This window comes from Flavobacterium sp. EDS (assembly GCF_020991525.1).
Lineage (GTDB): Bacteria > Bacteroidota > Bacteroidia > Flavobacteriales > Flavobacteriaceae > Flavobacterium.
Map to the genome: position 1 here is coordinate 667,177 of NZ_JAJMOZ010000001.1, position 21,137 is coordinate 688,313.

20 protein-coding genes are annotated in these 21,137 nt (G+C 33.0%); 6 read left to right on the forward strand and 14 right to left on the reverse strand.

Annotated elements, in window-relative coordinates; translation table 11 throughout:
- The first annotated feature begins 133 nt into the window (after positions 1–133).
- On the forward strand, positions 134–1,210 hold the full coding sequence (gene prfA / locus LPB87_RS02910; protein ID WP_129537657.1) for a peptide chain release factor 1: 1,077 nt from the start codon (positions 134–136) through the stop codon (positions 1,208–1,210).
- 132 nt (positions 1,211–1,342) lie between these two features.
- On the opposite strand, the gene LPB87_RS02915 is transcribed toward prfA, so the two are convergent.
- The gene (locus LPB87_RS02915; RefSeq protein WP_230604894.1) at positions 1,343–2,110 is read right to left on the reverse strand and encodes a helix-turn-helix transcriptional regulator; all 768 of its coding nucleotides are present in this window, start codon (positions 2,108–2,110) and stop codon (positions 1,343–1,345) included.
- Between the two features lie 92 nt (positions 2,111–2,202).
- On the opposite strand from LPB87_RS02915, the gene LPB87_RS02920 reads away from it, so the two are divergent.
- A complete protein-coding gene (locus LPB87_RS02920) occupies positions 2,203–3,336 on the forward strand; it encodes a multidrug effflux MFS transporter (RefSeq protein WP_230604895.1) in 1,134 nt (377 codons plus the stop codon).
- 340 nt (positions 3,337–3,676) lie between these two features.
- Here LPB87_RS02920 and LPB87_RS02925 read toward each other — a convergent pair whose 3' ends face one another.
- The 10 genes from LPB87_RS02925 to LPB87_RS02970 form a co-directional block, all read right to left on the reverse strand.
- Entirely contained in the window at positions 3,677–4,018 is a 342-nt protein-coding gene (locus LPB87_RS02925) for a hypothetical protein (RefSeq protein WP_230604896.1), read from the reverse strand.
- Positions 4,019–4,052: 34 nt separating this feature from the next.
- Positions 4,053–4,403, reverse strand: a complete 351-nt coding sequence (locus LPB87_RS02930; RefSeq protein ID WP_230604897.1) for a hypothetical protein — start codon at positions 4,401–4,403, stop codon at positions 4,053–4,055.
- 39 nt (positions 4,404–4,442) lie between these two features.
- Complete coding sequence (locus LPB87_RS02935) at positions 4,443–4,712, reverse strand: YtxH domain-containing protein (RefSeq protein WP_129537662.1); 270 nt, start codon at positions 4,710–4,712, stop codon at positions 4,443–4,445.
- A 37-nt stretch (positions 4,713–4,749) separates the two neighbouring features.
- On the reverse strand, positions 4,750–4,902 hold the full coding sequence (locus tag LPB87_RS02940) for a lmo0937 family membrane protein (protein WP_129537663.1): 153 nt from the start codon (positions 4,900–4,902) through the stop codon (positions 4,750–4,752).
- An 86-nt stretch (positions 4,903–4,988) separates the two neighbouring features.
- Positions 4,989–5,642: a porin family protein gene (locus LPB87_RS02945; protein ID WP_129537664.1), complete on the reverse strand. Its 654-nt coding sequence runs from the start codon at positions 5,640–5,642 to the stop codon at positions 4,989–4,991.
- Between the two features lie 376 nt (positions 5,643–6,018).
- Positions 6,019–6,591, reverse strand: coding sequence for a DUF4142 domain-containing protein (locus LPB87_RS02950; protein WP_230604898.1), 573 nt, complete (start codon positions 6,589–6,591; stop codon positions 6,019–6,021).
- 126 nt (positions 6,592–6,717) lie between these two features.
- Positions 6,718–8,373 (reverse strand): CHASE3 domain-containing protein, encoded by a 1,656-nt coding sequence (locus LPB87_RS02955; RefSeq protein ID WP_230604899.1) that lies wholly within the window; start codon positions 8,371–8,373, stop codon positions 6,718–6,720.
- A gap of 142 nt (positions 8,374–8,515) precedes the next feature.
- Entirely contained in the window at positions 8,516–8,965 is a 450-nt protein-coding gene (locus tag LPB87_RS02960; protein WP_230604900.1) for a response regulator, read from the reverse strand.
- 11 nt (positions 8,966–8,976) lie between these two features.
- The gene (locus tag LPB87_RS02965; RefSeq protein ID WP_129537666.1) at positions 8,977–9,531 is read right to left on the reverse strand and encodes an AraC family transcriptional regulator; all 555 of its coding nucleotides are present in this window, start codon (positions 9,529–9,531) and stop codon (positions 8,977–8,979) included.
- A 450-nt stretch (positions 9,532–9,981) separates the two neighbouring features.
- Positions 9,982–10,455, reverse strand: coding sequence for a DNA starvation/stationary phase protection protein (locus tag LPB87_RS02970; protein WP_129537667.1), 474 nt, complete (start codon positions 10,453–10,455; stop codon positions 9,982–9,984).
- 160 nt (positions 10,456–10,615) lie between these two features.
- Here LPB87_RS02970 and LPB87_RS02975 point away from each other — a divergent pair, with 160 nt between their 5' ends.
- The 4 genes from LPB87_RS02975 (at position 10,616) to LPB87_RS02990 (ending at position 16,601) form a co-directional block, all read left to right on the forward strand.
- Complete coding sequence (locus LPB87_RS02975; protein WP_230604901.1) at positions 10,616–12,799, forward strand: DUF5723 family protein; 2,184 nt, start codon at positions 10,616–10,618, stop codon at positions 12,797–12,799.
- A gap of 112 nt (positions 12,800–12,911) precedes the next feature.
- The gene (pyrF, locus tag LPB87_RS02980; protein ID WP_230604902.1) at positions 12,912–13,736 is read left to right on the forward strand and encodes an orotidine-5'-phosphate decarboxylase; all 825 of its coding nucleotides are present in this window, start codon (positions 12,912–12,914) and stop codon (positions 13,734–13,736) included.
- Positions 13,737–13,925: 189 nt separating this feature from the next.
- Positions 13,926–14,723 carry a helical backbone metal receptor gene (locus tag LPB87_RS02985; protein ID WP_230604903.1) on the forward strand — a complete coding sequence of 266 codons (798 nt, stop codon included), beginning with the start codon at positions 13,926–13,928 and terminating at the stop codon, positions 14,721–14,723.
- A 384-nt stretch (positions 14,724–15,107) separates the two neighbouring features.
- The gene (locus LPB87_RS02990; protein WP_129537671.1) at positions 15,108–16,601 is read left to right on the forward strand and encodes a catalase; all 1,494 of its coding nucleotides are present in this window, start codon (positions 15,108–15,110) and stop codon (positions 16,599–16,601) included.
- Between the two features lie 1,618 nt (positions 16,602–18,219).
- Here the strand turns inward: LPB87_RS02990 and purU are convergent.
- The 3 genes from purU to LPB87_RS03005 form a co-directional block, all read right to left on the reverse strand.
- Positions 18,220–19,074 (reverse strand): formyltetrahydrofolate deformylase, encoded by an 855-nt coding sequence (gene purU, locus LPB87_RS02995; protein ID WP_129537672.1) that lies wholly within the window; start codon positions 19,072–19,074, stop codon positions 18,220–18,222.
- A gap of 41 nt (positions 19,075–19,115) precedes the next feature.
- Positions 19,116–19,835, reverse strand: coding sequence for a DUF4197 domain-containing protein (locus LPB87_RS03000; protein WP_129537673.1), 720 nt, complete (start codon positions 19,833–19,835; stop codon positions 19,116–19,118).
- A gap of 236 nt (positions 19,836–20,071) precedes the next feature.
- Complete coding sequence (locus LPB87_RS03005) at positions 20,072–20,638, reverse strand: hypothetical protein (RefSeq protein ID WP_230604904.1); 567 nt, start codon at positions 20,636–20,638, stop codon at positions 20,072–20,074.
- Between the last annotated feature and the right edge of the window lie 499 nt (positions 20,639–21,137).

Consider the following 21,137-nt stretch of genomic DNA (forward strand, 5'->3'; position numbering starts at 1 on the left):
GAAACAGCTCCCCAAAAAGGCTATAATTCCAATAAAATTAAGGGTGGGAGTGTTCTTGAAAAACTTGAAAGTTGAATGATAGAATTTTAAACAAAAATTTTGTAATTTTGCACTCCATAAAAGGATACATAAAATGTTAGATAGACTTCAAATAGTAAAACAACGTTTCGACGAGATTTCGGATTTAATTATCCAACCGGATGTTATTGCGGATCAGAAACGTTATGTGCAATTGAATCAAGAGTACAAGAACTTAAAAGCATTGGCAGAAAAGCGTGATGAGTACGTGCTTTTGTTGGCAAATATAGACGAGGCTAATGAGATAATTGCAGATGGTAGCGATGCCGATATGGTTGAAATGGCCAAAATGCAATTAGACGAAGCTAAGCAAAGACTACCAGAACTAGAGGAGGAAATCAAGTTTATGTTGATTCCTAAAGATCCAGAAGATGCCAAAAACGTAATGGTAGAGATTCGTGCAGGTACGGGTGGAGATGAGGCAAGTATATTTGCAGGAGATCTTTTCCGTATGTACACAAAATACTGTGAGAATCGTGGATGGAGAACTTCGGTTGTAGATATGAACGAGGGAACTTCGGGAGGATTTAAAGAGGTAATTTTTGAAGTTACTGGTGAGGATGTTTACGGAACATTGAAGTTTGAAGCAGGAGTACACCGTGTACAACGTGTTCCTCAAACAGAAACTCAAGGACGTGTGCATACATCAGCAGCTACGGTTATGGTACTTCCAGAAGCTGAAGAGTTTGATGTACAAATCGATATGAACGATGTACGTGTTGACTTTTTCTGTTCGTCAGGACCAGGAGGACAATCGGTAAATACAACTAAATCGGCAGTGCGTTTAACGCATATTCCAACAGGTTTGGTGGCTCAATGTCAGGATCAAAAATCACAACACAAAAATAAAGACAAAGCGTTAAACGTTTTACGTTCTCGTTTATACGAACAAGAATTGGCTAAGAAAGAGGCTGAGGATGCTACTAAGCGTACATCGCAGGTAAGTTCTGGTGACCGTTCGGCTAAGATTCGTACGTATAACTATGCACAAGGACGTGTTACAGATCACCGTGTAGGGCTTACGTTATATGATTTGGGTAACATCATGAATGGTGATATTCAGAAGATTGTAGATGAGTTGCAATTGGTTAACAATACTGAGAAATTAAAAGAAGCTAGCGAAGTTTTTTAATATAAGAAACTGAAACGCTATGTTTTAAAATAATAAAAATGCCTGACTAAATTTAGTCAGGCATTTTTTTATGGCTTTAATTTTGTAATTGATAATTTGTAGGGCGTTACAGGGAGTCTAGTGAAACAACTATTATTTAAAATATTTGTTGGGAGTTTCCTTCATGTATTTTTTAAAAAATTCTATAAAAGCACTGTCGCTGGAAAATTCTAAATCGTAGGCTGTTTCTCCAACATTTCGTCCTTCAGCAAGTAGTTCAATCGATTTATGAAGCCGCCATTGCTGTCTCCATTCCTGATATGACATTCCGGTTTCTCTAGTGAATATACGGGTAATCGTTTTTTCGCTTAATCCAATTTCAGAGGCTAATTGTTTAAGAAAAGGAGGTATTGCCTTCCCTAAATTCCAATCTTCGATATGGTGTTTTAATTTTGAGGTTTTGGGTAGTATTAAAGATAGATTTTCTTTTGTAGTCGCGTTTAATTCCTCAAAGAAAAGTGCTAAAGTATTTTTTTGTGAATCAATTGAAATATCCCAATCCCATAACGAAATGCGCTCAATCAATTGTTTAAATAGTTCATTAATATTCATAATTGCTACTTGATTTGGCAGTTCTGGAAAATGACTAATGTCAAAATATATTGAACGGTACATGGCTACATTTCGAACTATAACTCTATGACTGCAATTAGCAGGAATCCATGCAACCATTGTTGGTGGGAGAATATATTGATTGTCGATAGTATTAAATGTCATACATCCGCTAGGAGTGTAGAGAAGCTGTGCTTTATTGTGCTCATGAAATCCAGAATCATGAGTTGTAAAATCGGATGCAATACCAATCACGGGAGCATGTATTTCATCAGGATTAAAATAATTTTCTTTAGATATAAATGGCATCTGTCCTTATTTTTATGTTTTTAGTCTAAATATCATTAACAAGATAGGTAAAAGTTTACTGAATTTTGCAAAAAATAATAATAAACTAGATTATGAATAAAAAAACAACTTTAATACTGTTGACATTATTAATAATGTTTCCTCAGTTTGTAGAAACAATATATAGTCCTGCATTGCCTCAAATAGCTTTAGGGTTTGTGGTTAATCATCAAGAAGCTTCTCGTACAATATCGCTCTATTTTATGGCTTTTGCTATTGGTGTTGTCTTTTGGGGGATTGCCTCTGATGTAATTGGTAGGCGTAAAGCGATGATTTATGGATTGGTCATTTATGGATTAGGAACTATTCTGGCTTTGTTGTGTACTGATTTTACTATCTTATTGATTGCAAGATCAATTGCTGCATTTGGAGCGGCTGTTGGATCTGTGGTAACGCAAACAATACTAAGAGATCTTTATGATAAAAAAGAACTAACAAGAGTTTTCTCTATTATGGGGATTGCACTTTCAGTAAGTCCTGTTATTGGGCTCTTAGCTGGTGGAATTCTTGTAGATAATTATGGATATGCCGGCGTATTTTTGGCGCTGTTGTTTTTAGCTTTTCTGTTAATCCTATTGGCTTTAAGATTTTTGCCAGAGACAAAAAAAGAAACAGACATTAAGCCTAGTTTTATAGGTGTTTTTAAGGAGTTACTTTGTGATAAATCAATTTGGTTATCAATGTTCTTGGTTGGTTTTTTTAATATTATGTTTTTTAGCTATTATTCGTTAGCTCCCTTTATTTTTGAGCAATTAGGACTGAGTTCTATTCAATTTGGATACAGCGGAATCGTATTAGCATTTAGTTCACTAATCGGTGCTTTGATTAACAAAAAAATGATTTATCGACAAGTTCAATCGTATGATATTATCTTGATCGCTACTTTTCTTACAGGAATAGGTGCTGTTAGTTTATTGTTGTTTAAAGATAGTTTGTGGTTCTTAGTGGGAGTGATGTTTGTTGTTATAGCTTTTGGGATGGCTATACCTAATATATTAAGTCTGGCATTACTAAAGTATAAAAATGTAGCAGGAACAGCAGGATCATTTTTTGGATTAATGTATTATACTCTGATAGGAATTGGTTTAGCCATTTCTGGATGGCTTCAAGATCTTGGGTTAGTATTGTGTATAGGAGCTTTATTCTCTATTTTGCTGGCATTAGCATACAAAAGAGCTAATAAGTGAGGCAAGCTGTATTGAGAATATTCTTTATATAAAATAAAAAAAGCAAAGTATGAGCATACTTTGCTTTTAGGGTAACATTACTAATTGCAGTGTTACTATATAGTGAGAGCATTTACTCAATTAACCGTTTATAAAGTAAAACGTATAAAGAAGTAATATACTATGAGAATACTTTTTTTAAGGTTTTTATTAGAGGTGCAAAGGTTCAGAGTTGCAAAGGGACAAAGGTTCAAAGCTTTGCGTTCTTTGGTTTATAAAGATTTAGAATATAAAATGGTAGCGTCCTTTGCGGTTAGTTTCAGATATAGCTTTGCACTCTTTGCGGTTAAATCCTTTATCATTACTCTTTACTACTACTTGCCGTTTTTCTCGAAATAAAATTAGTAACTGCCAGTTGAAACATCGAGCCAAAAAAGCTAGTTATTTTGTTCCGTGTGCTTCCAATTACAATCTTTTTAGATAAATATCCAGCTCCAATACTAAAGATAGATTTCAGCAAATTACTTTTTATGTCGATGCCCTCATTAATTTCATCCAGTGTATTTTTTATAATATTCAGAGGTTTAAGATCTTCCTTAAAATCATGAAATTTTTCTTTTAAATCAATCCATTCGGCTTCTTGCTGATTTTTTAATTGCAAAATCATTTGATTTAAATCATCGGTAGCGGTATTGGTTCTCATAAGAAATTGGTTTTAAGATTAATTTCAAGACATTTTAATTCCGTTTTTTCAATAAAAGCGAAATTATGATGTTTCCGATCGGACCTTTAATCCATTTGTCTTGTTTTTTGAATAATACAATAGCAAGAATTAAATAGGCTAATGCCAATATGAAAAAGCCATAATAATATTCGCCAAGGAGTTTGCCTATCAATAAACTAAGACCAATGTTGAAGAACAAACTAAAAAAAGCAACAACAATCGCTACAATAATTTGTGATGTTAATGACGAAAGCACATCGGCGGATATTGATACCGATTTAAGTTTCAATAATTCAAAACTTGTTTTGGTATAATTCTCGGCTTTATCAAAAAGAGTATCGGTTGTTGTTGCTTTAGTTTCCATATGGTGGTATTTGATTGTTAAAAAGAATCACATTTCTTCTTAATTAGTTACGTGTTCAATTCCGTCGCTTACTTCGGCTTTGGCATTATTGTATTTGGCTTTTCCCTGATTCATCAGATCTTTACCATTTGTAGAAATAGTGCTTGCGATATTTTCTAATTTACCTTTGATTTCGTCTTTATAATCTTTGCTTTTGTCAGCTATTTTTTGTCTGGTTTTTGATCCTTTATCTGGTGCAAACAATACTCCTAATAATGCTCCAGCTGCTGCTGCTCCAATAATTCCTAAAATGGTGTTACTCGTTTTCATAATATTTGTATTTAATGTTTAATAATATAATTTGTTTCTAAACTTCTTTGCCTTTAATTAGTCTTAAAAGCACTGCGATAACCGCAATAATCAATAAGATGTGGATAATACTTCCCAGGCTGTAAACAAAGAAACCTAAGGCCCACAGAATAACTAAAATAATGGCAATGGTGTATAATAAATTTGACATGACATTTGTATTTAAGGGTTAATAATGGGGAATGCTTAATTTATAATTTACGCTAAATAAGTTTTATGCGAATTGCCCCTTTGAGGTTAATTCAATTTATAGGAAACGTATAAGCTTAAATTACTATTTTTTGCATCAGGAAAAGTATAGTTAGTTCCTAAGAAACTGCGTTCTTTTCCTACGGTTGTTAATCCGTAATTGTAACGTAATCCTATGCTCAGGGGATCAAAATCGACTCCGACACCTGCAGATAATCCAGCGTCGAATCGGTTAAAATCATCAGCATTAATGTTTTCTTCAAAATCAAATGCTCCACCAGCACTAGATTCGTTGGTAACTTTGCCATCTACTAAATAAGAGGCGTAACCACCTACATGAATATTGAAGTTTTGTGTTAACTTGAATTTTACCAATAAAGGAACTTCAATGTAATTCAGTCTAAAACGACCTACTCCGCTTACGAAGTCACTATTGTATTCTAGTTCTGCACCCTTTGTTGTGTATAGTATTTCGGGTTGTATAAATATATTATCTGAGATCGGAAATGCTGCGTAAAATCCGGCATTAAAACCATATATAGCATTCTTGTCATCGACGTCACCAGAATATAGGTTAGACATATTTGCTCCACCTTTAATCCCGAATTCAGGTCCAACGGGAGTGCTTTGAGCATTTAAAATTCCAAAAGAAGTAGCGATAAATACGGTAAGTGCGTATAATAATTGGGCTTTGTTTTTCATAGTTTTTTAATTTTATGGCTTAGACATTAATTATTGGGGGTACTATTAAAAAAAATCTTAATTCGTTTAATTCAATTGTTTTAAGGCTATAATATTCTGTTTAATTTATTGTTTGTTACTGTTTTGAATATGATTTCGCCAAGCATAAATAAGATGTTTCGCTTAGAATAATTTGCATAGGCTATGAGTTGAAAAATATCTTACGAATTGCATCTAACTTTTTATGATTGACAACTTTTTTAAGAACGTTTTGCTTGAAATAAAGCACTATAAGACTACATCAAAAAAAATAATTTTCTTGAAACATTTTTAACTTTAAAATGGGTGTTTTATGTGTTGAACAAACTTTGTAAATTACACACAAGGTGTAAAAAAGTTATTCTTTTTTCAGTGCTCTCGATTCGTCTAGAAAGCGGTATTGTGTAGGCAAATATTTAATCGATAGTTTTATAATATCGGTATCATTTGTCTCTCTTGTAATAGATTTTAGCAGTTCAATCTGGTCACTAATAGATTCGATTATTAAATCGATATAAGCTTTGTCAAAATTGGCTTTAGTGGCGTCTATTAATGAGTATAAATCATTGTTAGACTGCTTTTCATCTGTGTTTATAATAATAACAAGTTTTTTACTGGCCAATCTTGTTATTTCATGAAGCATTTCATTTTGATTTGTTTCAATTTTACTACTTAACCTTTTAATTTTTTCATCTTGGCATTTTTGTTGAGCAATTTGACTTTTTGATATTATAGCCTTACTAATATTTGCTGTAGCGATTAAAAAATAAGCATCTATTTCTTCCGAATTATTTTTTGAAAAAATTTCATTATCTGGCGTTTTTTCAAAAGCTTCATTTTTTTTGCATGACAGCATAGTAGTCAAAATTGCAAAGACAAAAATTGCTTTAATAAGCAAATATTTAGTTGGTAACACAGTGTGGATTTTCACTTGCTAAAAGTTTATATTACAAAGATGCAACCGATATACAGTTTTTGCTTTACAGCATAAAAAAGAATCGTTATATAATTCCCATAAAATGAATTATATAACGATGAATAGTAAAATTATAAGAGATTATTCGGGTAGAAAAATAGTAAAAACCGAGCCTTTGTTCGGTGTACTGTCGGCTATAATGTGTCCTTTGTGGTTTTCGACAATTTTTTTGCAAATAGCTAATCCAATTCCAGTTCCTGGATATTCGTCTGTCTTGCTATGTAGGCGCTGGAACAATACAAAGATCGTTTCCTTAAATTGCGGGTCAAATCCCATTCCGTTATCGGTAAAAGTGATCTTGTAATATTTTTTTATAGACTGCTCTAGTAAGTCAGGAAATTCTTTAGAGGCTATTTTTTCACATGAGATACTGATTTCAGGAGAAACATTTGGCTTACTGTATTTTATAGAATTATTTATCAGGTTAATGAATAGTTGCTCTATTTGATAAGGAATGACTTTTAGTTTTGGTAACTTATCAGATAATATAACAGCATTTTTTTCCTGAATTATTTCAGACAGTTCTAGCTTTGCTTTTTCGAGTAAGTCATTCAAATTCATTTTTAAGAACTCTTTCTTGGTTGTATTTGTTCTAGAAAAGAGTAAGAGATCATCAATTAAAATGCGCATTCTTTTGGCAGAAGCTCCTATTTTTAGAATATAGCCTCTTCCGTTTTCAGATAAAGAATTCATATCATCATCAGAAATTCTGGAGATAAATGTTTGTATTTTTCTAAGCGGTTCTTGCAAGTCATGACTCGCAACATGATTGAATGAAGCTAGTTCTTTATTGCTTTTTTCAAGTTCTTTATTACGTTCGTATATAGCAATATTCTGAAAATGCTCCTCAGTAATATCAAATGTTATTCCCAACATTATTTTGCTTCCTTGTTCATCTATCAAAAGTTTTCCGATAGATTTGAAGTATCTAATTTCATTGTTTTTTCGAATAACTTTATAATATATAAGCGGGAGTTGCTTATTCTCGATAATACCTTGCATTAAGGTTGAGAAAGCTTGTTTGTCTTCGGGATGTACGTATTTTAAAAACGTATCTTTTTCTGGTACAAATGAGTTAGGGGCATGGCCTAATAAACGATATTGATTATCGGAGTACACAATATTATCAGTTTCCATATCCCATTGCCAGGTACTAAAAGCACCAATTATCTCAGATTCGGCCATAAGCTTGCTGGAAATTAAAAGCTTTTTATTAAAAACTTTCAAGCGGTCGATATCATTGCTAATTTGTCTGTAAGAGAGTAATATAAATGAAAGTGCTACCAGAAATAAGATGATAGAAAAAATGGGAGTTAATGAGATTTCACTCTGGTAAATTTTTTGCCTTTTCTGTAAAATATCTTTTTCAACATCGTTCATTTCATCTATTTGAAAACGAATGTTTTCCATTACAATCCGTCCGCCAAACATACAGTTGTCTAGTTTCCTTTTATCATAGGTTTTTTCGTTGCTGTATTTTAAAGAACCTTCAAGATAGGTATAGCGCTGGATAATTAAATCGAAAAGATTTTTAAGGTTTTGCTGTTGTTTAGGATTATCATCTACTAGCTTTTTTAGCTTAATAAAGGATCTGTTTACTTTATCACGAGAAAAAAGATAAGGCGCAAGGAAGCGGCTATTTTTGGTTATTATATAGCCTCTTTGACCTGTTTCTGCGTCTTTTACAAACGATAGTAATCGCTCTAATTGAATGTTTATTTCATAGGTATGCATCATTAACTTGCTGGAATTCTGCAAGTCACGATTGTGTTTGTAAGATACCGACGTAATAAATAATAAAATAAATATCGATATTGCAAAAATAATCCTCAACGCAAGCGGGGAATTAAAATTGGGTATCAATTTCATCCGGTTTTAATTATTTTAAGCGTAACAAAAAGGTATCACGGTTCAAGCCCGAAGTGTGATAATGCCAGTTTAGAGTTACAACTTCATTAATTATTTTTTTTAAAGCATCAAAAGTGCTTGGTTTTTTAATGTAAATATTTGCTCCTTGTATAAAAGTATCTTCTATATCCTCTTCTGATGAGGAGGTGGAGTAAATGGCAACAATTAAATGTTTTAAATGATCTGTTTTTTTTATTTCCATCAAACATTCTTTACCTGTTTTTTTAGGCATATTTAAATCGAGAAATAAAATGTCGGGCAATATGGTTTCGGGATGCATTAAATGCTCCATTAATTCCATGCCATCGTGTGCAAATTGTACTTTGGTCTGTATTTTTACTTCTTCAAAAGCATCTTTGAAAAAAAGGCGATCATCTTCATCGTCATCCGCCAGTAAAATATGTAATGCGTTTTTTTGCATTTATTATATAGTTATTTTAAATTTTCGCGTCGTTTTTTTATAATTCGCTGAAATGCCGAAGGTGTAATTCCTGTTGTATTTTTAAACTGTGTACTTAAGTGCGCAACACTTGAGTAATTGAGTAAAAATGCAATTTCGGTTAAACTCATTTCATTTATAATAATGAGGTGTTTGGCTCGTTCGATTTTTTGTAAAATGATGAAATTCTCAATAGATGAATAGGTTACTTCCGAAAAAACATTCGATAAATATCCGTAACTATGATTTAATTTCTCGGCCAAATACACAGAACTTTTTAAATTGTTTCCGTTCTCATCCATAAAAACCATCTCAATAATGGCGTCTTTTATTTTTTGTACCAGAACACTCTTTTGATTCTCTACAATTTCCAGGCCAAAAGGTTCTAAATCATTCTTCATACAATCTAATTCTTCCGATGTTAGGTTCTTTTCTAATTCGATTTCTCCAAAACCTAAAGGGGTATAATTTATTTGTCGTTCATTCAATTTCTCTTTCAAAAATTGAGAACAAACAGTATTAATATCAAACTTAATAAATAACTTCATTGCTTAAAAAATATTGCTAAAGATAGATAAAAAAAGATAGATAAATAAAGTAATAAAATTAGGGTAGTGTAAGTATATGTCAGTGAACATTGATTTTTTATCATGGCAAAAAAATACCGCCTAAATTTTTGATTAGCGGTATTACAATTGAGTGAAAAAGCTCTTACAAATTCGAAGTGATTTTATGTATTTCTTCTTGTGTTTCAGTCGCAGTGTCATCCAGAGCGGAGACGAAAGATAGTCTCCGTTTTCAGAAGTTTTTAGTTTTCAATTTTAGCGTCATCCTGAGTAGAGTCGAAAAATGGTCTCAGTTTTCAGTCTCATTCAAAGTGGAGTCGAAGGGCAGTCGCAGTGTCTTCCTGAGGCGGAGTCGAAGGATGATTTCTTAGCACCTTAGTAACTCAGAACCTCAGTACCTTTGAAAGCTTTGAACCTTTCCTAAGACAAAATTTAACTTAGGTAACGGCGTATTATCCAAGACATTTTTTCGTGTTGTTCGAGTAATCCAGTTATAAAATCGGCAGAACCGATATCGTGATTTTCATTTTCAAATGCAGGAATATACTTTCTAAGTTCAACAATAACTTGTTCGTGATTTTCTAGTAATTCAGTTAGCATTTCTTTTTGAGAAGGGTATCTATTAGGGAATTCTTTTAATGTTGAATTACCAATAAATTCAGTCATAGTTCCGATTGTTTTTTCTCCAAGCAGATTAATTCTTTCGGCAACTTCATCGATAATTGTTTCTAAAACGCTGTACTGGTCTTCAAATAATTTATGTAATTCCATAAAACTATTTCCAGATATGTTCCAGTGAAACTTTCTCGTTTTTACATACAAAATCATTTCATTTGATAGAATTGAAGTTAAAATGTCGGCACTTTTCTTTAAATCTTTTGAGGATATTCCTATATGGGGTTTCATGTAAAATATTTTTTTAGGGCATTTTCCAAAGTTAAAACGATACTCGTTTTTTATTTTACATTATTTGTAATAAAAGTTATATGAATTCAATGTTTGGGTAGTCTCTTAATGGATCTAATATTGTAGTTTTGCCGCCAATTTAATTTTAAACCTAATTTGAATGAAAAAACAACTACTTATTTTATTGCTTTTTATTACTTCTTTCGCATCCAAAGCCCAATCTTATATGGGTTATTTTCATGATAATTATGCAGGTGTACAAAGTGTGCTTTTTAATCCTGCTTCTATAGCCGATTCTCGTTTTAAAACAGATGTTAATTTGTTTTCTATTAGCGGTTCGGTACAAAATGATTTGTATGGAGTTCGCCTTTTTGATGTTTATAAAGATGGATATGATTTTAATAGTCAGTCAAAAATAACGGCATCTAATGCAAACAATGGTTTGGCGAATTTTGATATTATGGGACCTTCTTTTATGTTTAATATTGCGCCAAAGCATACCTTGGCAGTATTTACAAGAGCAAGATCTATAAGTAATGTCAGAAACGTTAACGGATATCTTGTAGATCAGGTTAAAGATGGTTTAGACCAATCAGGTAATTTTAATTTTAATGCAGGTGATGTAAATGGAGCTTCAAACACTTGGGCAGAATTAGGTGTTTCTTATGCTACTGTTTTGTATCAAAAAGACCAACACTTCTTAAAAGGAGGTTTAACAGCTAAGTATTTGCAAGGTGGTGTAAATGGATATGTTCATGCAAATGATGTTAGTGTTGCTTATGTTGAAAATGCTGCAAATCCTAAAGCAGGTGTTCTTGCTTCTACAGGAGAAATTACAATAGGAGCAAGTCAAGATTTTGAAGCTAATTCAAAATATGATTTCGATGCTAACTCAAAAGGATTTGGATTTGATCTAGGACTTGTTTACGAATGGAGACCAGATTATGATAAATATGATCTAAGCAAAGCAAAACCGACAGATAATAATTTTAGAGATTTAAATAAGTATAAATTACGATTTGGATTATCTGTTACAGACATTGGATCTATAAATTATAGAAACGCAAAACAAGATACGTACAATGTTACAGGAGTAGTTACGCAAGAGATGATTGATGATATAGGTAATATATATGATTTTTTAAATGATAATTATAATAAAACATCAAGCACAAAAGGAAGAAAAACAAATTTACCTACAGCGATTCATGCTGATATAGATTGGAATATGTATAACAAATTCTACCTTAATCTTAACGGAGACATTAATATGGTTAATGCCGATAAGGTTAATGCAGTTACTATTGCTAATAGAGTAAGTTTAACGCCTCGTTACGAAAGCAGATGGTTTAGTTTTTACGTGCCAATGACCTGGATGGAATATAGCGGAATGCAAGTAGGTTCAGGAATTCGAGTAGGAGCTTTCTTTGTTGGATCAGGTTCAGTGCTAACTAATTTGGTTTCAAAAGAATCAAAAGCAGCAGATTTTCACCTTGGGATGAAAATTCCAGTTTACCAAAAGAAATTTAAGGATACCGATGAGGATGGAGTTATAGATAAAGATGATGCTTGCAGAAAAGTAGCAGGACCAGTAGAAAATAATGGTTGTCCTTGGCCAGATGCAGATAAAGATGGTGTTTTTGATAAAGATGATGCTTGTCCTAATGTTGCGGGTCCAATAGAAAACAAAGGATGCCCTTGGAAAGATAGCGATGGAGATACCTTATTAGATAATGTTGACGCTTGTCCAACTGTTGCAGGCCCAGTAGAGAATAAAGGATGCCCTTGGCCAGATACAGACGGAGATGGAGTTTTAGATAAAGATGATGCTTGTCCAACTGTTGCTGGATTAGCAGAGAATAAAGGTTGTCCAGTTCTAGATGCAGACAAAGATGGTATTCCAGATAACGAAGATGAATGCCCTTTACTTGCAGGACCGATAGAGAATAAAGGTTGTCCTAAAGTTTCTAAAACTACATTAGAACAATTGAAAGTAGAAGCTAAGTCAATCTTCTTTGAAACAGGTAAAGCGACATTAAGTGAAGCAAAAAAAGAAGAAACATCAAAAAGATTAGAAGCTATCAAAGAAATTTTGAAAAACTATCCAAATGCTAAGTTTGCAATTAACGGACATACTGATAATGTAGGGAATCCTAAATTTAACCAAAAATTATCAGAAGCTAGAGCAAAAGCAGTTATGGATTTCTTAATTGCTAAAGGAGTAAATCCTGCTAATTTAACTTCTCAAGGATTTGGAGCTTCAAAACCAGTTAAGTCAAATAAAACAGCTGCAGGAAGAGCTGAAAACAGAAGAACAGAAATTGTTTATTTAGGCAATTTGTAAACGAAGTGAATATAATAGTAAAAAGCCATTCTTAATTGAGTGGCTTTTTTTATTTTTGCATACTTTCTAAAAAGAATTATTTATTATGAATTAGAAGGCTAAAAAAACAAGCATGACAACACAACAACTACACGAACAAATTCTTTTAAAAAAATCATTTTTATGCATCGGTTTAGATGTTGATTTAACTAAAATTCCAGAACATCTTTTAGAAACAGAAGATCCTATTTTTGAATTTAATAAAGTTATAATCGATGCAACACACGATCTGGCTATTGCTTACAAACCCAATACTGCTTTTTATGAAGCCTACGGAATAAAGGGATGGTTGTCGTTACAAAAAACAATCAACTATATAAATGAGAAGCATCCAGATATTTTTACAATTGCAGATGCTAAACGTGGTGATATCGGAAATACATCAAGCATGTATGCCAAAGCTTTTTTTGAAGATTTAAATTTTGATAGTGTTACAGTTGCACCATATATGGGAAAAGACTCAGTTGAGCCTTTCTTGGCATTCGAAAACAAGCACACCATAATGTTAGCGTTAACATCTAATGAAGGCGCATTCGATTTTCAGACCTTAATTACTAATGGAACAGAATTATACAAACAAGTTCTAGAAACTTCTAAAACATGGAAGAATAGCGAGAACTTAATGTATGTGGTAGGAGCTACCAAAGCCGAATATTTTACCGAAATCCGTAAGATTGTTCCAGATAGCTTTTTGCTAGTTCCAGGAGTAGGCGCACAAGGAGGAAGCTTATCAGAGGTATGTAAATACGGAATGAATGATAAAGTAGGATTACTTATTAATTCGTCTCGTGCTATTATCTACGCATCTAAAGGGACAGACTTTGCAGAGAAGGCAAGAGAAGAAGCCCTGAAAATGCAACAAGAGATGGAAGAGATTATGAGTAGCAAAAAAGTTTAAAGTTTAAAGTTTCAGGTTGTTATACACCTAAAAAAAGATTGCAAAGATTGGCAATCTCGATGCGCAAAGAACATAAAGCTTAGCAAATTTCGCGGTTAAACCTGAAACTTGAAACTTGAAACTAAAAAAACTTGAAACCTGAAACCAAGTAAACCTGAAACTTTAATTTTTTTTAATAATTTTTTTCTTTTGAAACAACTAACAGATCAAATCGGTACATTACATTCTTTTGAAACTGCTCCAAAAAGAATTATCTCGCTTGTTCCTTCGCAAACCGAATTGCTCTGTGATTTAGGACTCGAAGATAAAATCGTTGGGATAACGAAGTTTTGTGTACATCCGTATCACTTAAAATCAACTAAGAAAATGGTTGGTGGAACTAAAAAGGTGCATTACGAGAAAATCCGATTGCTGAATCCAGATATTATCATTTGCAATAAAGAAGAAAACACAAAGGAAATTGTTGAAAAACTAGCAGAAATTTGTCCAGTTTGGGTAACCAATATTTTAACTGTAGAAGACAACCTTCAAATGATTACCGATTTTGGACAATTGTTTAATTGCAGAACTGAAGCACAAAAATGGAATGATAAATTGGTTTTTGGATTGCAAGATTTTAAAACCTACATAAAAGACAAGCCATTTAAAAAAGCCGCTTATTTTATCTGGAAGAACCCTTTTATGGTAGCAGGTTCGGATAATTATATAAGCGAGTTGCTAAAACTGAATCATTTTACAAATATATATTCGGATAAAGGACGCTATCCCGAAATAGAACTTAAGAAAATGCGCTTAGAGGGCGATCCAGATGTCGTTTTGTTATCCTCAGAACCGTATCCGTTTAAAGAAGAAGACGCATTCGAGATTGGACGATTTACGCATCATGCCAAAACTGTTTTTGTAGATGGAGAAATGTTTTCGTGGTATGGAACCCGATTGCTAAAAGCATTCTCTTATTTTAAGCAAATGCACGAGCGCTTGCAATAATTTACTTTTAAAATTTATATTTAAATAAAGAATTCCTAACACTTCAATAGGTAGCGAGATTTTGTATGCTTTTAAAATAAGGCATAAAAAAAGCCGGCATCTAACCAAGATGCCGACAATCATTTAACTAACCAAAACCAAAATAATAAATAACCAGTTTATTACATTGCAAAGATCAGACATAAGCCAACGTTATGCTGTTAAGGTTTTGTTATTACTTTGTTGTACATAAGTTAACTTTTTTTGATTACTTTTAGGTATGTATAAAATACAGTAATTTAATACTGCTAAATAGTATATAACTATCGGAATATAAAAACAATCAATTTTGTTTATAACAACAAGTACGTTACCTTTGAATATAATCATTAAAATTTGTTACTTATGGAATCGAAAGACAAACTTACCACGGCAACAGGAACGCCTGTACCAGACAATCAAAACATAATGACTGCAGGACCACGTGGTCCGGTATTATTGCAAGATTTTTGGTTTTTAGAGAAAATGGCACATTTTGACCGAGAGGTAATTCCTGAGAGAAGAATGCATGCTAAAGGATCTGCTGCATACGGAACATTTACCGTAACTCATGATATTACTCAATATACTAAAGCCGATATCTTTTCTGAAATAGGAAAAAAAACAGACATGTTTGTTCGTTTTTCAACTGTAGCAGGTGAAAGAGGTGCTGCCGATGCAGAAAGAGATATTCGTGGTTTTGCCATGAAGTTCTATACTAATCAAGGAAATTGGGATTTAGTAGGAAACAATACCCCTGTATTCTTTTTCCGTGATCCGATGAAATTTCCAGACTTAAATCACGCAGTAAAACGTGATCCACAAACAAATTTAAGAAGTGCCGATAACAATTGGGATTTCTGGACACTACTTCCTGAGGCTTTACATCAAGTAACAATTGTAATGAGTGATAGAGGTATTCCTAAATCATATCGTCAGATGCACGGATTCGGAAGCCATACCTTTAGTTTTATCAATGATAAAAATGAAAGACATTGGGTTAAATTTCACTTTGTAACACAACAAGGAATTGAAAACCTATCCGATGAAGAAGCGGCAAAACTAGTTGGAAACGACAGAGAAAGCCACCAAAGAGATTTGTTTGAAGCTATCGAAAGAAAAGATTTTCCAAAATGGAAATTATCTGTGCAAATCATGACCGAGGAGCAAGCTAAAACGTATAAATACCATCCATTCGACTTAACAAAAGTTTGGTTAAAAGGAGATTTTCCACTTATCCCAGTAGGGGAATTTGAATTAAACAGAAATCCAGATAACTATTTTGCCGAAGTAGAGCAAGCAGCCTTTAATCCTGCGAATATAGTTCCAGGAATCGGATATTCGCCAGATAAAATGTTACAAGCTCGTTTGTTTTCTTATGGAGATGCACACCGTTATCGTTTAGGAGTAAACAATGCACAGATTCCTGTTAATGCAGCCAAATGTCCAGTGAATAGTTTCCACCGTGATGGCGCTATGCGTGTAGATGGAAATTACGGAAGTAAAAAACATTATGAGCCAAATAGTTTCGGTAAATGGCAGGAACAACCAGAATACAAAGAACCGCCATTGTCCATTCATGGAGATGCATACGCTCATAATTTTAGAGAAGATGATAATGATTATTTCTCTCAACCAGGAAAGTTATTCCGCTTAATGACCGATGATAAAAAACAGTTTTTGTTTAAAAACACAGCAGCACAAGTAGGAGGAGCACAAAAATTTATTCAAGTAAGGCACATTCGTAACTGCTTTAAAGCCGATCCAGCTTATGGAGAAGGTGTAGCAAACGCATTAGGAATGACAATGGATGAAGTAAATAACTTTAGTGATCCAAGATTGTTGATAGAAGTGAGATAATTTTTTTTTAGAGTTGCAGAGGCTTAAAGGTTCAAAGCTACAAAGGTTCTGAGTTGCTGAGGTTCAAAGCAACAAAGGCTCAAAGCGACAAAGGTTCAGAGTTGCTGAGGCTCAAAGCTACAAAGGTTCAAAGCTACAAAAGTTCTGAGTTGCTGAGATTCTAAGTTTTTTTAGACTTAAAGAAAGGTTCAAAGCTACAAAGGTTCTGAGTTGCAAAGCGATAAAGGGCTAAGCTTCTAAGATCTTGAAACCTGAAACTTTAAACAATTTTAAATCTGCGAGCTAAAAAAATAGGTTCAGAGCTACAAAGGCTCAAAGGTTCTGAGTTGCTGAGGTTCTAAGGTTCTGAGTTTTTTTAGACTTAAAGAAAGGTCCAAAATCTGCATAAAACAAAACCCGGCAGTTATTTAAAATCTGTCGGGTTTATTTTTTTTGATGATTCAAAAAAAGGAAGCAATATGAAATCTGCCGAATCTGCTATATCTGCGAGCTAAAAAAATAGGTTCAGAGCTACAAAGGCTCAAAGGTTCTGAGTTGCTGAGATCCTAAGGTTCTAAGTTTTTTTTAGACTTAAAGAAAAGGTTCAAAATCTGCCGAATCTGCTAAATCTGCGAGCTAAAAAAATAGGCTCAAAGCGACAAAGGTTCAAAGTTGCAAAGGCTCAAAGGTTCTGAGTTGCAAAGCGATAAAGGGCTAAGCTTCTAAGATCTTGAAACCTGAAACTTGAAACAATTTTAAATCTGCGAGCTAAAAAAATAGGTTCAAAGCGACAAAGGCTCAAAGTTGCAAAGGCTCAAAGGTTCTGAGTTGCAAAGCGATAAAGGGCTAAGCTTCTAAGATCTTGAAACCTGAAACTTGAAACAATTTTAAATCTGCGAGCTAAAAAAATAGGTTCAAAGCTATAAAGTTGCAAAGGTTCTGAGTTGCTGAGGTTCTAAGTTTTTTTAGACTTAAAGAAAAGACTCAAAGTTTACATAAAACAAAACCCGACAGTTATTTAAAATCTGTCGGGTTTATTTTTTATGATGATTCAAAAAAAGGAAGCAATATGAAATCTGCTGAATCTGCTAAATCTGCGAGCTAAAAAAATAAGTTCAGAGCTACAAAGGTTCTGAGTTGCAAAGCGACAAAGGCGCTGAGGTTCTAAGATATTCAAACCTGAAACTTAAAACTTGAAACTTTTTTAAATCTGCGAGCTAAAAAAATAGGTTCAGAGCTACAAAGGTTAAAGCGACAAAGGTTCAAAGTTGCAAAGGCTCAAAGGTTCTGAGTTTTTTTAGACTTGAAGAAAGACACAAAACTTGCATAAAACAAAACCCGACATTTATTTAAAATCTGTCGGGTTTATTTTTTATGATGATTCAAAAAAAGGGAGTAGTATGAAATCTGCCGAATCTGCTAAATCTGCGAGCTAAAAAAATAGGTTCTGAGTTGCAAAGCGACAAAGGCGCTGAGGTTCTAAGATATTCAAACTTGAAACTTGAAACTTAAAACTTAAAACTTAAAACTTAAAACTTGAAACTTGAAACTTGAAACCTGAAACAATTTTAAATCTGCGAGCTAAAATAACTTCAAAAATTAAAAACTCAGAACCTTAGAACCTTAGCGACTTAGGGATTTAAGAAAAAACCACCGTTTTATTGCTATAAACCATTGTTTTGCGCTCGGCATGTAGTTTTATAGCTCTAGCCAGTACGATACGTTCCAGGTCGCGTCCTTTCATGATAAAATCATCTACCGAATGGATGTGCGAAACACGAGCGATATCTTGTTCTATAATCGGGCCTTCATCTAGTTCTTCGGTTACATAATGGCTTGTTGCTCCAATAATTTTCACTCCTCTTTTAAAAGCCGAATGGTACGGTTTAGCTCCCGGAAATGCAGGTAAAAAAGAGTGATGGATATTTATGATTTTGTTTTTGTAAAGATCAATTAACCCAGGAGTGATAATTTGCATATAGCGTGCTAATACAATAAAGTTGATATCATATTTTTTTAGCAATGCGAGTTGTTGCTTTTCCCCCTCTTCTTTAGTGTCTTTGGTAAACGGAACAAAGTGAAACGGAATATCAAAACGTTCAGCAATCGCTCTTAAATCATTATGGTTACTAATGATTACAGGGATTTCAACACCTAATTCATCAGCACTATAGCGTCCAAGAATATCAAATAAACAATGGTCATATTTAGAAACAAACAATGCCATTTTAGGCTTTTGCTCCTGATTGTATAATTCCCATGACATCTCAAAGTTGGATGCAATAGAGTCCTTGAAATCTGTTTTTATATCCTCAATGGCAATGCTTCGATTGGTTAATTCGCATTCGAGTCGCATAAAAAACACATTTTGCTCCACATCAACATGCTGGTCAATGTAGGTAATGTTTCCTTCCACTTTCAGAATAAAATTAGTCACAGCAGCAATAATACCTTTTTGGTCTTTGCAGTGAATGAGAAAAGTTATTTTTTGCATTGTAGTTTTTTGGTTAGTTGGTTAGCTGTTTATTTGTTAGATTACTTTTTATCTTGCATCGCAAATACTTTTTTCAATAAAGGAGAAGTTCTTGCGTTAATATCAGTTCTAATTGTTTTTTCTTCTACAGCGATCATTTTAAAAACACCAGCAAGAGCTTGTTTAGTGGTGTAATCGGTCAAGTCAGTATTCACCTTTTTTACAAGCGGAAGACTATTGTATTTAGTAATAATATTCGACCAGATTTCATCTGCACCAACTTTACTAAAAGATTCTTTAATAACAGGGTTGAATTTGCTGTATAATGAAGTAGTAGTACTAGATTCTAAATAGGTAGTTGCTGCGTTTTCGTTACCTAATAAAATAGATTTAGCATCATTAATCGACATGTTTTTTACAGCCGAAACAAATATCGGTGTCGCTTCTTTTACAGCATCTTCGGCAGCGCGATTCAATACCTTAATTCCTTCGTCTGCAAGAGATCCAAGACCGAATTTTCGTAAAGTAGCATCTACTTTTTGTAATTCCTCTGGCATTAGAATTTTTACAGCTTCATTTTTATAAAAACCATCAGTAGCCGTTAATTTTGTTACTTGTTTCGCTATTCCTTTGTCTAGAGCTTCTTTCAATCCCGAAGCAATATCAACACGGCCAAGGCCAGATAATTTTGAAGATAATTGAGGTAATTTGTTTAGCGTTTCTTGCACTTGTGCATAAGATGTAATAGAAAATGCAAGTGTTAAAAGTAAAATCTTTTTCATTAAATAGTAATTTTATAAGTTTCAAAAATACTACTTATTCAAAAACAAAGCCACAATTTTATTTTAGGAGCAGAAACATTTTGTTTTATTACTAACAATGTTCCCGCTGTACACTAAATCCGCACCCCAAAAAGTGCGGGATATCGTTTCCATCGGGGCTAGGCTAGGAAAGATGGTTTTGTATCAGGAGAGTTAACTGTAATGTAAAAACAACTAGAAGCCAAAGATAATATTGGTTATTTGTTGGCATTTGGATATGTTTTTCCTCTGTTCTTAATATGAGTGATTACTTCGCCTGTAGTGGCATCGATTTCAAATCTTTCTTCAGGAATACCATGTGGAATATTTTCGCATGGAATACGAATATCATATTGCATTAATTTAGGATTTCTGGATACAGACGATACACAATTGTTATTTTTAATCTGGTCCAACTTATCCATTAAATCAATATCATATTCCAATTTCATTTTTTGTACCAGATCTTGCCAACTAAAGGCATATGGGCTATCGTAATTTATCTCTTTTATAAGTACGCCTTCATCATTATATTCTTTTCGGAAACCTATAATGCAATCATAAAAACTGGTAACTTCTTTTGTCATATTTAATGTGTACTTATCGTACATATATCTTTTTATTATTGGAGTATTTAAATAAGTAATAGTTTCCTGATAGGAATCTTTGTTTGCCACAAGATAAGTTTCTATGGTGTTTCCATTATTATTTATTTTGATATATCGGCAATAAATAGCACTGTCTTTTTTATGTTTATTAAATGCTTTTAAATCGAATTTTCTCATTTCTGGTATTTTTATAATTGCTATTTGTTATAGCGTGAGATATTATTTTTTATGAATTGACTATAAAACAATATCAGTTCTATAAGCTATTAGCCAAATTTTAAAAGCAAATGTGCCTTTGGTAATTAGTGTTTATGGCTGTTATAGATTATAAAAAACCGATACGTTATAATAATCTTGTTTTTAGTTAGGGATACTAAAAACAAAATCAATAAGTGAGAATAGCACGATGAGAGGGAGAATGGTAATTAATGCAAAATCTATTCTTACGCTAACTGTTTTCTTATAAAGAATTACTTTTTTTTGATAAGCCTTTTAAATCTTAAAATACGCCATTATCATACTTTTAATGAAGACAGCTGTTAGGATATTTATAGGATTTATGTATTTCTTTAAAACTAGGTTGCTAAGCGTTACTATGAAAAATGTTATTTTTTGTGATATTATTATGACTTAAATTAGTAATTAACTTTAAATTTTATACAAATATATACGAAAA